10 protein-coding genes and 1 tRNA gene are annotated in these 13,259 nt (G+C 70.3%); 5 read left to right on the plus strand and 6 right to left on the minus strand.

Annotated elements, in window-relative coordinates; genetic code table 11:
* Positions 1-6: 6 nt before the first annotated feature.
* On the minus strand, positions 7-1,809 hold the full coding sequence (gene lepA / locus WME85_RS23435) for a translation elongation factor 4 (protein WP_437311659.1): 1,803 nt from the start codon (positions 1,807-1,809) through the stop codon (positions 7-9).
* Positions 1,810-2,120: 311 nt separating this feature from the next.
* Entirely contained in the window at positions 2,121-2,330 is a 210-nt protein-coding gene (locus WME85_RS23440; protein ID WP_437311660.1) for a ribbon-helix-helix domain-containing protein, read from the minus strand.
* A 310-nt stretch (positions 2,331-2,640) separates the two neighbouring features.
* On the opposite strand from WME85_RS23440, the gene WME85_RS23445 reads away from it, so the two are divergent.
* The 3 genes from WME85_RS23445 (at position 2,641) to WME85_RS23455 (ending at position 5,726) form a co-directional block, all read left to right on the plus strand.
* Entirely contained in the window at positions 2,641-3,516 is an 876-nt protein-coding gene (locus tag WME85_RS23445; protein WP_437841091.1) for a hypothetical protein, read from the plus strand.
* 1 nt (position 3,517) lies between these two features.
* Entirely contained in the window at positions 3,518-4,294 is a 777-nt protein-coding gene (locus WME85_RS23450) for a hypothetical protein (protein ID WP_437841093.1), read from the plus strand.
* Positions 4,295-4,526: 232 nt separating this feature from the next.
* Positions 4,527-5,726: a pseudouridine synthase gene (locus tag WME85_RS23455; protein ID WP_437841095.1), complete on the plus strand. Its 1,200-nt coding sequence runs from the start codon at positions 4,527-4,529 to the stop codon at positions 5,724-5,726.
* Here the strand turns inward: WME85_RS23455 and WME85_RS23460 are convergent.
* Together WME85_RS23460 and WME85_RS23465 are read right to left on the minus strand one after the other, a co-directional pair.
* Positions 5,638-6,801 (minus strand): AAA family ATPase, encoded by a 1,164-nt coding sequence (locus WME85_RS23460; protein WP_061614937.1) that lies wholly within the window; start codon positions 6,799-6,801, stop codon positions 5,638-5,640. The genes WME85_RS23455 and WME85_RS23460 overlap by 89 nt on opposite strands.
* A 181-nt stretch (positions 6,802-6,982) precedes the next feature.
* Positions 6,983-7,054 (minus strand) — tRNA-Gly (locus tag WME85_RS23465).
* Positions 7,055-7,465: 411 nt separating this feature from the next.
* Here WME85_RS23465 and WME85_RS23470 point away from each other — a divergent pair.
* Complete coding sequence (locus tag WME85_RS23470) at positions 7,466-8,695, plus strand: FHA domain-containing protein (RefSeq protein ID WP_437311664.1); 1,230 nt, start codon at positions 7,466-7,468, stop codon at positions 8,693-8,695.
* 115 nt (positions 8,696-8,810) lie between these two features.
* On the opposite strand, the gene amrB is transcribed toward WME85_RS23470, so the two are convergent.
* A complete protein-coding gene (gene amrB / locus WME85_RS23475; protein WP_437841097.1) occupies positions 8,811-10,076 on the minus strand; it encodes an AmmeMemoRadiSam system protein B in 1,266 nt (421 codons plus the stop codon).
* A gap of 273 nt (positions 10,077-10,349) precedes the next feature.
* On the opposite strand from amrB, the gene WME85_RS23480 reads away from it, so the two are divergent.
* Positions 10,350-10,940 carry a YkgJ family cysteine cluster protein gene (locus tag WME85_RS23480; protein ID WP_437841098.1) on the plus strand — a complete coding sequence of 197 codons (591 nt, stop codon included), beginning with the start codon at positions 10,350-10,352 and terminating at the stop codon, positions 10,938-10,940.
* Positions 10,941-11,019: 79 nt separating this feature from the next.
* Here WME85_RS23480 and WME85_RS23485 read toward each other — a convergent pair whose 3' ends face one another.
* Positions 11,020-13,194, minus strand: a complete 2,175-nt coding sequence (locus tag WME85_RS23485; RefSeq protein ID WP_437841100.1) for a RelA/SpoT family protein — start codon at positions 13,192-13,194, stop codon at positions 11,020-11,022.
* Between the last annotated feature and the right edge of the window lie 65 nt (positions 13,195-13,259).

Here is a 13,259-nt window from a genome sequence, read left to right on the forward strand (position 1 = left end):
CGCGCCTCAGTCGATCTTCAGGATGGCGAGGAACGCCTCCTGCGGGATCTCGACGCTCCCGACCATCTTCATCCGCTTCTTGCCCTCTTTCTGCTTCTCGAGGAGCTTGCGCTTGCGGCTGATGTCGCCGCCGTAGCACTTGGCGGTCACGTCCTTGCGCATCGCCTTCACGGTCGTCCGCGCGATGACCTTCGACCCGATCGCCGCCTGGATGGCGACCTCGTACTGCTGGCGCGGCACGATGTCCTTGAGCTTCACGGCGAGGTCCCGGCCCCGGGCGTACGCCTTGTCCCGGTGCACGATGACACTCAGGGCGTCGAGCGGGTCGCCGTTCACCATCATGTCCAGCTTGATGAGGTCGTCGGCACGGTACCCGACGAGCTCGTAGTCCATCGACGCGTAGCCGCGCGACACGCTCTTCAGCTTGTCGTGAAAGTCGAAGAGCACCTCGCTGAGCGGCATGTCGTAGGTGATGATGACGCGGTCGGACGAGGCGTACTGGATGGATTTCTGCTCCCCGCGCCGCTCCTGGCACAGGGCGAGGACCGCGCCGACGTACGTCGACGGCACGTGGACGGTCATCCGGAAGATCGGCTCCTCGATGCGATCGATGAGGTTCGGCGGCGGGAGCTTCGCGGGGTTCTCGATCGACTTCATCGAGCCGTCGTTCAGGAAGCAGTGGTAAACGACGCTCGGCGCCGTCGTGATGAGGTCGAGGTTGTACTCGCGCTCGAGCCGCTCCTGGATGATCTCCATGTGGAGCAGGCCGAGGAAGCCGCAGCGGAAGCCGAACCCGAGCGCCTCCGACGTGTCGGGCTCGAAGACGAACGCGGCGTCGTTCATGTGGAGCTTCGACAGCGCGTCGCGGAGGTCCTCGTACTGGGCCGAGTCCGTCGGGAAGATCCCGGCGAAGACCATCGGCTTGACCTCCTTGAAGCCGGGCAGCGGCGTCGTCGCGGGGTGGACCGCGTCCGTCACCGTGTCGCCGATCTTCGTGTCGACCACGCTCTTGATGTTGCCGACGAGGAAGCCTACCTCCCCTGGCCCGAGCTCGGTGATGGCGGTCGCGTGGGGCGTGAACACGCCCATCTCCGTGAGCTCGTAGTCGCGGCCGGTCGCCATGAAGCGGACCTTCTGCCCCTTCCTGAGGATGCCGTCGACGACGCGCACCATCACGACCGCGCCGCGGTAGCTGTCGTACCAGCTGTCGAAGATGAGCGCGCGGGGCGCCGCGTTCAGATCGCCCTTCGGCGCCGGGACGCGCGAGACCACCGCCTCGAGGATCTCCGCGATGCCGATCCCGGTCTTGGCGCTGGCCGGGATGGCGCCGGAGCAGTCGAGGCCGATGACGTCCTCGATCTCGCGCGTCGTCCGGTCGACGTCGGCCGAGGGGAGGTCGATCTTGTTGAGGACCGGGACGATCGCGAGGTTGTTGTCGAGCGCGAGGAAGACGTTCGCGAGGGTCTGCGCCTCCACGCCCTGGGTCGCGTCGACGACGAGCAGCGCGCCCTCGCACGCCTGGAGGCTGCGCGAGACCTCGTAGTTGAAGTCGACGTGCCCGGGCGTATCGATGAGGTGCAGCCGGTATGTCTGCCCGTCCTTCGCGGCGTAGTCGAGCCGCACGGTCTGGGCCTTGATCGTGATCCCCCGCTCGCGCTCGATGTCCATCTTGTCGAGGAACTGCTCCTTCTGCTCGCGGGCGGTGAGCGCCCCGGTCGCGTCGAGGATGCGGTCGGCGAGCGTGGACTTGCCGTGGTCGATGTGGGCGATGATCGAGAAGTTGCGGATGAGCTTGGAATCAACAGGCATAGCGAGCTTCGGGGCGCGGCGCCCTGACCACCGTTAGCGGCCGCAGCGCGCGGCCTCGACCGAGATTGCGAAGGAGCGGACCACACGTCCGCGCCCCCTCTGGGGAACGAACCGCAGCGCGCGGCTCTGCGAGCGCCGCGGGGACGTGGTGGACCGCGGCGCGCTTGCTCCTAGCGCGACCCGCGCCGCGAAGCTATTCGCCCGGACAGCGCGCGGCGTCCAGTTGCTCCGGCCGCTCCGGCCCCCTGGCGCTCGCGCTCTCCCCGGGAGCCCGCGGCTCGCGGCCGGCTGTCGCGGCCGCCGACGCCTGGTCACTTCTTCGGGGTCGACGGCGGAGGGGCCGGTGTGCTCTCCAGCGACATCTGCCCAGGCAGCACGTGCTCGTAGTGCTTGAGGACCAGGTCTATCCCCTCGCGGATGTAGACAGCGATCGGGACCTTGGTGCGTTCGTGCAGGATCTTCAGCCGCTCGGCCTGCTCGGGCGTGATGTAGATGGTCGTCGAGACTTTCTTCCGCGACATGTCACGCCCGGGAGGGTAACCCGCCAGTCTCGAAAGGTACGACTGACAAGACGTTACCCTAGATGCCGGTACGTGTGTTGTCAATCGGAATGGCGCTACGCTCTCCCGCCTCGCCTCGCTCCCTCGCTCCCTGCATGGGGTCGGATGCCGCGCGCGGGAAGCCGTCGAGAGCGCCGCCTCCCGTGGGCTTCTTGATGTGCGGATGAACCGCGGTCTAGACTGCGCCCGAAGCTGGTCCGCGTCGGGACGGCTCGCCCGGCGCGACGAGCTTCCGTCCCGAAAGTCCAGGGCCCGCCGGAGGAATCTCTTGATGACGCGATTCCCGCTCACCTGGCCGTCGCCCAGGTGCTCGCTCGTGGCCTTGATGACCGTCTTCGTTGCCTCCTGCGCCTCATCGACGCCGGCGCCGACCGGCGCGAAGAGCGCCACCGGCGAGCGGGACACCGCGATCGTCCATGAGCCCTGCGAGAAGGACTCCGCCGCTGCGGAGAAGGTCGATGTGAACGGCGACCGGATGCCCGACATCATCCACGTGAAGAAGGACGGCCGGGAGGTCTGCCGGGTCGTCGACCTGAACCTGGACGGGTCGATCGACGCCTTCATCTACTACGACGCCAAGGGGGCTGAGCGCCGCCGCGAGTCCGACTTCGATCGCGACGGGCGCGCCGACGAGATCGCTCACCTCGAGCGCGGCGTCGTCGTGCTGAAGGAGCGCGAGACCAACTTCGACGACAAGCTCGACACCTGGGACTACTACGAGGGGGCGCGCCTCGTCCGCCGCGAGCGCGACTCCGACGGCGATCAGGTCATCGACCAGTGGTGGCAGTTCAACAACCCGAACGACGCAAAGTGCGCGGTCGTGACCACGGATCAGAACGCCGACGGCAAGCCCGATCCCGCCAGCGTGGTGGATCTCTGCGCCGAGTCGTACGGCGCGCCCAAGCCGATCGCGCCGCCGCCGGGCAGCGCGGCGCCTCCCGCGGGCAGCGCGAGCGCCGCAGGGCAGCCTGCGGGCGGCGCGCCGCAAGGCGCCGCGACCGGCTCGACGCCGGCGGCGAGCGCCGCGCCCGCGAACGCCGCGTCCGCCTCGGCCCCGGCCGGCGCGGCCCCGGCGGCGAGCGCCGCACCCGCGAGCACCCCGCCGGCGGGCTCCGCGAGCCAGCCGGCCGTCAGGAAGGGACCATGACATGAGGAGAGAAGCGCTCATCGCGCTGGCCGCGCTCGGCCTGCTCGGCGCCGCCTGCGGCTCGGATCCAGGGTTCGAAGGCACGAAGGCGCCGAAGGTCGAGGCGGCTCGCAACCCCGACGGCAGCATCGACGATCGCTCGATGTGCGAATGGAAGGGCAGAGGCGATCGCGAGGCGAGCGAGACCGCCGGGCCGGGGGCGATCCAGCCCAACGTGCGGCGCGTCTGGCAGATCGTGGGCACCGGCGAGGACCGCCACAAGGCGCTCGTCTGCCGCGAGATCGACACGAACTTCGACGGCGTGAAGGACGTCGTCCGCCGCTACAACGACAAGGGCGAGAGCCTGCACGAGGAGTCGGACGCGAACTACGACGGCCGGATCGACACCTGGCTCACCTTCGCCAGCGGCAGGCTCGCGGAGGTGCGGATCGACTCCGATCGCGACGGCAACCCCGACGAGTGGAAGTACTACAGCGGCGGCAAGCTCGCCCGCATCAAGCGGGACACGAACCGCGACGGCAAGCCGGACGTCTGGGAGATCTACCGCATGGGCCGGCTCGAGCGGATGGGCGTCGACATCGACGCCGACGAGCGGGTCGACCGGTGGGATCACGACAGCGAGGTGCGCCGCCGCGTCGAGGACGACGAGCGCAAGAAGGAAGAGGAGGCCGCTGCCGCGGCCGCGAAGAAGGCCGCGGAGGACCAGAGCGCCGCGGACAAGGCGAACGAGGCCGCGGACGGCGGCGGTGGCGCGGAGCCGCCCGGCAACAAGAAATAACGCCTGCTGCGGGCCCGTCGCGCCCGTCCGGTCCCGCGGCGTCGCGCGCGGTGGTGCTCCTGCCGGGGCGGGTGCTCGCCAGAGCCGGCCGGCGCGCCGGCGTCGAGATCGGCCTCGGCCGCGGCCCCGAGGAGCGCAGCGCGCTGTCCAGGTCGGTCGACGCCGCGCGAGGGGCGTGCTTATCAGAGCCGTCGACCGGCAGCGCAGCGTCCGCGCAGGTCCTGAAAACACAATGGAAGAACGTCTCCAGAAGATCATCGCGCGCGCCGGGGTCGCTTCACGCCGGGCCTCCGAGGAGCTCATCCTGGCCGGACGGGTGCGCGTGAACGGCCGTGTCGTCACCGAGCTCGGGTTGAAGGCCGACCGGCAGAAGGACCGGATCGAGGTGGACGGCAAGCGCCTTGTCTCCGAGGTTCCTGTCTACCTGGCCCTGCACAAGCCGCGGAATGTCGTCTCGACCTTGCGCGATCCCGAGGGGCGCCCGACCGTCGCCGACTACGTGAAGGGCACGGGCGCGCGGCTCTACCCCGTGGGTCGGCTCGATTTCGCGACGAGCGGGATCCTCCTCATGACGAATGACGGCGACTTCGCCAACGCGCTGCTCCACCCGCGCGGCGGCGTGCCGAAGACGTACGTGCTCAAGGTGCAGGGCGTCATGAGCGACGACGACCTCACGCCGTGGCGCGAGGGGATCCGCCTCGAGGATGGCGTCACCCTGCCGGCGGAAGCGCGGGTGCTCCGCCACGAGGGGGACAAGACGTGGCTCGAAGTGACCCTCCGCGAGGGGCGCAACCAGCAGATCCGGCGCATGGGCGAGGCGAGCGGCTGGCCCGTCATGCGCCTGGCCCGGACGACGTTCGCCGGCGTCACCTCGGAGGGGCTCCGGCCCGGGGAATGGCGCGCGCTGACGGTGGACGAGCTCCTCCACATCCGCGAGGCGTTCGGCGTTCCCAAGCGGATCCGCGGCGCGATGATGGGCGCGTCATCTGGACCTGTGGATCACCGCCGCGCCGCCGGAACCGTCCGGTCGAGCGCGAAGGCGTCACCTCGGCCCGCGCCGGAGTCGGCCGGTCCGTCCGCGCGCAACCGGGCGCCCGCGCCGTCGAGGGCTCGCACCAGGACGGACGTCGAGGGCCCGGGGGCGCCCGGCCCCGGCCCGGCCCAGCCGCGGGCGCGCTCCAGGGCCAACATCGCCCCGGCGAACGCGCCCGGCCCCAGCCCGGCCCAGCCGCGGGCGCGCTCCAGGGCCAACATCGCCCCGGCGAACGCGCCCGGCCCCGGCCCGGCCCAGCCGCGGGCGCGCTCCAGGGCCAACATCGCCCCGGCGAACGCGCCCGGCCCGGCTAGATCTGCGCGAAACGCCCGCTCCGAAACGACGCCTCGAGCAGCTGAGACACGCGGGCCTCGAGCTCGCGGGCCCGGGCGTCGTTGATGCCGGCGAGCGCCTGCTTGATCTCGCCGAGCGCCTTGAGCTGACTGAACAGCTGGACGTCGCCGAGCGCGGCGCCGCCCGTGAGGATCTGTCGAATGCGATCGATCTCCGCGGCGAGCGCCTCCACGCCGACGCCGAGCGCGCCGACGCGACGGCGATCCGGGTGCTCGCGGAAGAACGCCTCGAGCACCGGCTGCACGATGCCCTCGAGGATCGCGGCCTGATCCTGGTTGTTCCAGATGTGCTTGAGAACGAAGAAATCGCTCGCGTCCGTCACCTGCCGTCCGTCGAGGTACGCGCTCGCGGCGAAGAGCTTGAGCATTTTCACGACCCGGCGGTCCGAGAGCGAGATCCCCTCGGCGCGGATCTGGAACACCAGCCCCTTGTAGGCTGAAAGGAACGCGTCGCCGAAGTTCATCCGCGCGCCGAACCCCCGGCCGAGCTCCGCGAGCTCGCGGGCCGCCACGAGCGGTCGGAGCGGCTCGCCGGCCATGTGCCGGATCTCCTGCTGGATGCCGCGCTGGAGCAGCTCGCTGAAGTGATAAGCGTCGAGGTTGTCGGACTGCACCCGCAACAGGAAGCGATCGAAGATCGCCGTCAGCGTCTCGTCGCCCGGCACCTCGTTCGACGCCGCGAAGACGCTGATGAGCGGGCAGCGGATCACCTGGCCGCCGCTCGAGAACTTGCGCTCGTTCAGCAGCGTGAGCAGCGCGTTCAGGATGGCGCTGTTCGACTTGAAGACCTCGTCGAGGAAGACGATCTCCGCCTCGGGGAGCATCCCCGCGGTGTTCCGGCGGTAGACGCCCTCGCGGAAGGCGCCGATGTCGACGGGACCGAAGATCTCGTTCGGCTCGGTGAAGCGCGTGAGCAGGTACTCGAAGTACTGGGCCTGCATCAGCTCGGCGAGCGTGCGGATGAGCGCGCTCTTCGCGGTCCCGGGCGGGCCGAGGAGCACGCAGTGCTCGCCCGCGACGACCGCGATCATGAGCAGGCGGATGATCTCGTCCTTGCCCAGGAACTGCCGCTCGAGGCTGTGGGCAAGCAGGCGCAGGCGCTCGTGGAGCGGAGCCGACATGAGGCGAATCCTCGTATCACAGGCCCGCCGCCCGGCGCATCGATCGCCGCAGCGCCCCGTGCGTTCTTCAGCGATCGCGCGATCGCGTGACCGCGCGCCAGGCGGCGGAACAAAACACCAGAGGCCGGTGGGTCACACCGGCCTCTCAGGTTTGCTCGCTGTTGCAGAGCCTATGTTGCGGAGCGGGAGACGGGATTTGAACCCGCGACGTCAACCTTGGCAAGGTTGCACTCTACCACTGAGTTACTCCCGCAGACGTCAATCAACTATTCGGGAAACTCCGTCTCAAGGCGCTTGTCAGAGAATTCCTGATTCGCGCCAGGTCATCACCGGAGGGCGGCTCCGTCGATGCGTGGCGGATGAGTACCAATCGGCGTGGCCATAGTCAAGCACTCAGAAACAAAACCTTGGATCTTCCGTCGCCGGCAGGTTGCACGGCCGCTCTGGTCGAGTATTGTGTGGCCATTGCGAGCGAGGGGGCTCGCCAAGCAGCACCGCTCTCGGTGCGGCTCACAAAAGCCTTCGCGTTCGTGACAGCGGCACCGTGAGGCGGGCTCTTACATCATAAGGGTGCCCGCCGCTCGGCGCGCTCTTGGTTGGCCTGGGTCGACCAGGCGGGTCCTTTGGACTTGGGGGGAGCATGAACGAACAGACTGCTTTGCGAGTGGACGTTGCAGAAACGGCGGCGCCGGTCCTTCAAAAGGAGTACCGGTCCGGAGTCCACGCCAAGCGACAGGACGACGATGGCGGCTGGGGGCTCGTTCTGATCGGGCTCGACGCTCCGCCGCGGATCGTGAGCCTCATGGACGGCGCCGTGATCGGCAGCGCCGCGCGCGACGGGCGCATCGAGGGGCACGGGATCGCGCCGGAGCACGCCAAGATCAGCGTTCGCTCGGACGGTTGTTACATCGAGGACATGGATACCCACGACGGCACGTGGGTGAACGGCGTCCGCGCCCGGCGCATCGGCGTGATGCACGGCGACGTGGTCCGCCTCGGCCAGCAGCTCGCGGTCTTCGTCGAGCGTCACCTCGCGCTCTACGACGGCGCGCCCTCGCGGCTCGGGTCGCTCGTGTTCGGCTCGAAGCAGCGCAAGGACTGGATCGATCCGGTGATGAAGCTCGTGCAGTCGGGCTCCAGCGTCTGCATCGAGGGCGCGCCCGGCGTCGGCAAGCGCACGCTGGCTCGCCTCGCCGCCGCGGTGCGCGAGGGGCTGGGCGAGACGCTGATCGTCGATGGCGGCGCCGAGACGAAGCCGTCCATCCCGCCCGGCGCGCGGCCGATGACGTGGCTCGTGCTCGACGCCGATCGCCTCCCGCGCCCGCAGCAGCTGGAGATCGCGCACTCGGTCGGCCGCTCGAACGGCGTGAGCATCATCGCCACGACCGGGCAGCCGCTCGATCGGGCCGCAGGGGACGGCCGCGTGGCGCCGTGGTTCGCGTCGCTCTTCTCCGGCAAGCGGGTCACGATCCCGACGCTCGAGCTGCGGCGGGAGGACGTGCCGCTCATCGTGCGCGACATCGCGGAGCGCAACGCGATCGGCCTCGATCGCTTCACCCCGCAGCTCCTCGAGGCGCTCGTCCGCTCCGGCTGGCCGGGCGGCGTCCCGCAGCTCGAGTCGGCCATCGTGACCGCAGCGCAGGCCTCGCCGGAGGGTCCGCTCTCCGTCACGCCGATCGCGGGGTCGCTCTCGCGCGGGCCGCGCGTGAAGCCGAACCTCCCGCCGGCGACGGATCCGTCGCTCGCGCGCGCCCGCCTCGAGGACGCCCTCGCCCGGGCCAACGGCTCCGTCGCCTCGGCGGCGCGCGCCCTCGGCATGTCGCGGCAGGCGATCTACCGGGAGGCCGACCGGCTCGGCCTCGACATCGCGCGCCGCAGGGTCCCGCGCGGCTGAGCCGACCCCACGCCACGCTCCACGGGAGCCCCGCGGCGCGCCAGCGCCGAGGGGCTCTCGACGCGCCTCCAGGCGAGGCGGGAGCGCGCGCCAGGCAGGCGCCAGGTGCGGATCTTCAGCCGTAAAATCCGAGCGACGTGTGGCTGACGATCGACCCCTCCTCGGGGTCGACGCACTGCTCGTAGTTCAGCAGCTCTCCCCGCGACGACGGCGGGAGCGCGCGGAGCAGCGTGTAGATGGGGCCGAGGCCGCAGACGCGGCGCGTGCCGAGGTCCTGCGCGACGTCGGCGAAGAAGCCCGGCGGGTCGATCGACGTCGCCCGCTCGATCGAGGCGAGATCGCGGTCGCGCAGCGCCCTCCGCTGGCGCTGATCGAGCGGCGCAGGGTCGCCGAAGCGCGGGCCGACGTGGGCGAGGTCCGCTCCTGCGATCACGAGGACGCGATCGCGGCGCTTCGCCAGGGCATCGCCGAGCGCCTTCAGGAACGACTCGGCGCCGTCGTCCTGCGCCGGGTCGCGGCGCCGCGCCTGGCACTCCGACAGACCGCAGAGGATGGGCACGATCGACGCCGCGCGGTCGCCGAGCAGGTGCCGCACGAACACGGCCTGGAACTCGATCGAGTGCTCGTTCTTGTGCAGGTACTGATCCTCGCGCACGTCGAACCGGCTCGCCGCCGCGAGCTCCGCGATCATCTCGCGGTCCGGATCGAGCGGGCCGAGCGGCGTGGCGAACGTCTTCTCGCAGACGGCGTACGGGCGGCGCATCGCGGCGTGCGACGTCCCGAGCAGAACGAACGTGTCGACCTTCTCCAGCCCCGGGGCGGCCAGCGCCTGCTCCAGCGCGGCGTAGGCGTGCCCGTAGCCGACCGCGGCGCGCCAGAGGTCCATGTGCGGCGCGCAGAGGCCGACCATGCGCTGCGGCGCGCCTGGCGACGCGGCGCGCGCCTGCCCGCCCTGCGGCCGCGCGGCCTGGAGGCACTGGCGCTCGATGAAGTCCGCGAGCCTCAGTCGATCGCCGTGGTACGCGCCGCCCGCGTGGGCGGCCACCCGGATCGGCGCCGCGTCGAACGACTGCACCACGGTCCGCCGGCGCGCGTGGAACCGCGGGCTGTCGAGCATCCACGCGCGTTCCAGCTCGTCTGCCAGCTGCGACACGTGGGCGGCGTCCACGTGCTGGCCTCTCGCGCGGGAGGCGTCTCGCGCGATCTCGTCGACGGAGCGCCTCCCGTCGAAGCGCGCCAGCACCGCGGAGCTCGCGGCCGGCACGATGACGGCGGACGGCGCGATGCCCTCGGTGTCGCGCAGCATCAGCGCGCGGCCGTGGTGCTCGTCCTGGATGACGACGACCTCTAGAGCTCGGAGCTTCGGGCGCAAAACCGACATCCATCGCGAGGATAGCGCGTGCGCGCTCGCCGCCCAGCGCCGCGCGGGTCCACGACGGCGCCGACGTACTCCGCGGTCGCAGGGGCAGCTCGCTCCAGAACGGACCGGGCTTGTGCCGCGCGTCAGAGCTCCCTGCAAGATCCTCCTCGCCGCTTCGCGGCGGAGGCGCGCGGCACTAGGCTGCTCGCGCCGGACCACAGACCACACCCCTGCGCCGCGGCCGCCTCGTGCCGGCCGCACCTCGTGCAACCAGCGCGAGAGATCTCTCGACGAATGCGCCGAACCGCGACCCCTCGACCCCCCGTCCCCGAAGCCGAGCTGCTCGCCGAGCTCTCGGCCGTCTACCGCGAGGCGGAAGACGCTTTTCACGGCTGGACCTGCCAGGCCTCGACCGAATGCTGTCGGTTCGGCATCACGGGCCGCGAGCCGTACGTCACCTCCATCGAGCTCGCTGCCATCCGGCGCGCGGTCGCGTCCCGGGGGGGGCCCCGCGCGCTCGAGGGCATCGTGCGAGCCGGCGGGACCGGGGCGCCCGAGCCGGCAGCGTCCGGCGGCGACTCGAGCCGGCGGCGCGCGTTGCCGCAGGCCTCGGAGCGGCGGTGCCCGATGCTCACCGACGCCGGCCGCTGCGCGATCTACGCCGCGAGGCCGCTCGGGTGCCGCACGTTCTTCTGCGACCGCGCCTCCGCCGGCTCCCCGGTGCGCCACCACGACGTGACGCGGCTCGTCCGCAAGGTGCAGGAGATCGCGGCGCGCCACGAGCCGAGCGGCGACCTCGGCCGTCCGCTCACCCGCGCCCTGGCGGACGCCAGCCCCGGCGCCGCCGGTGCGCCGTCCAGGGCGCGCGCTCGCCGCGGGCGTTAGTCGCCGCGGGCGCTGACCTCGCCGCGGGCGCTGACCTCGCCGCGGGCGCTGACCTCGCCGCGGGCGCCGAGCGCCCGGCTCAGGTCCGCTCGACGGCCATGACGCCAGGGATGCGCTGGAGACGCCGGATGACGCTCTTCAGCTGCGCGAGGTCGGAGCAGAGGAAGGTGAACGTGTTCATCGCCCGGCCGTCGTCGCCCGCACGACAGGTCGCCTCGCTGATGTTGATGCCCTGCTCGTGGAACGTATGGCCCACCGTCGCGAGGATGCCCGGACGGTTCGCGGTCATCACCTTGATCTGCACCGGACGGTTGATCTTCGCGCGCGAGTCCCACGAGATCTCCACGCGGCGCTCGGGATCCGTGTCGAACGCCTTGGCGCAGTTGCGGCGGTGGACCGTGATGCCGCGGCCGCGCGTGATGAAGCCGACGATCTCGTCGCCGGGGAGCGGGTTACAGCACTTCGTGTAGCGAACGAGGACGTCGTCGATGCCGTTCAGCCGGATGCCGTGGCTGTCGCGCCCTGTGACCTTGCGGACGAGCGACTCGATGCGCCCTTCCTTGATTGACTCCGGCGGCGGCGTCGGCGTGCCCTTGTCGTTCTCCTTCGGGGTAGGCGCGAGGAACTCGCACACCGCCCGGACGCTCACCTTGCCGTAGCCGACCGCGATGAACAGCTCGTCGGCCGAGGCCACGCCGAAGCGCTCCATGACCTTGCGCAGCTCGGCCTCGTTCTTGGTGAGGCGGCTCAGGCTCATGCTCCGCTGGTGCATCTCCTTTTCGAGGAGCTCACGGCCGAGCTTGAGCGACTTCTCCCGCTGCTCCGTGCGCAGGTAATTGCGGATCTTCGCGCGCGCGCGGCTGGTGGTGACGTAATCGAGCCAGTCCTTCGAGGGGTTCTGGCTCGGGTTGGTCATCACCTCGACAACGTCGCCGTTCCGGAGCTTCGAGCGGAGCGGAACGATGGCCCCGTTGACCCGCGCGCCCGAGCAGTGCTCGCCGACCTTCGTGTGGATCGCGTACGCGAAGTCGATGGGCGTCGAGCCGCGGGGGAAGACGCGCACGTCGCCCTTCGGCGTGAAGACGTACACCTCGTCCTGGAACAGGTCGACCTTGACGCTCTCCAGGAACTCGGCCGGATCCTTGAGCTCCTTCTGGAACTCCATCAGCTGGCGGAGCCAGCCGAACCGCGCCGCGTCCTTCGGGTCGATGCCGCCGGAGTTCCTCTCCTTGTACTTCCAGTGCGCCGCGATGCCCTGCTCCGCCACGCGGTGCATCTCGTGGGTGCGGATCTGGATCTCGATCCGCTCGCGCCCGGGCCCGATGACCGTCGTGTGCAGCGACTGGTACATGTTGGGCTTCGGCAGCGCGACGTAGTCCTTGAAGCGGCCCGGGACCGGGGTCCACTGCGAGTGGATGACGCCGAGCGTCGCGTAGCAGTCGGCGACCGACTCGACGAGCACGCGGAACGCGATGACGTCGTAGACCTGGTCGAAGTCGCACTGCTGCGCCTGCATCTTGCGCCAGATCGAGTAGAGGTGCTTCGCGCGGCCGGTGACGTCGACCGCGAAGCCCTGCTCGGCGAGCTTGGCCGCGAGCACCTTGGAGACGTCGTGGATGTACCTGTCGCGCTCCTTCGCGGTCGTCTTGACCTTCTGCGAGAGATCCGACCACGCCTCCGGCTCGATGTACCGGAACGACAGGTCCTCGAGCTCGCTCTTGAAGCGCGCGATGCCGAGGCGGTTCGCGAGCGGGGCGTAGATCTCCATCGTCTCCCGCGCGATCCGGTCCTGCGAGTCGGGCTTCATGAACTCGAGCGTCCGCATGTTGTCGAGGCGGTCGCACAGCTTCACGAGGAGCACGCGGATGTCGCGCGCCATCGCCACCAGCATCTTGCGGAAGTTCTCGGCCTGCCGATCTTCCTTGGAAGCGAAGTTGATCTTCGAGAGCTTCGTCACGCCGTCGACGAGGAAAGCCACCTCCTGGCCGAAGCTGTTCTCGATGTCGGTGGTCGTCGCGAGGGTGTCCTCCACGACGTCGTGCAGGAGCCCGGCGCAGACGCTCGCCGTGTCCAGCTTGAGCTCGGTGATGATCGCGGCGACGCTCGCCGGGTGGGAGAAATACGGGTCGCCGCTCTTGCGGGTCTGCCCCCTGTGAGCGTCGGAGCTATAGGCGTAAGCCCGGGCGATGAGATCGACGTCTGCAGCGGGCTGATAGGTCCGAACGCGATCGACAAGCTCCGTCAACGTCAGCATGAAGAGTTCGGCGGGCGCAATGCGCCCCCTCCCTTTCGCACGCTAACACCGCGATCTAGACCCCG

It is taken from the genome of Sorangium sp. So ce1153, from assembly GCF_051521595.1.
GTDB lineage: Bacteria > Myxococcota_A > Polyangia > Polyangiales > Polyangiaceae > Sorangium.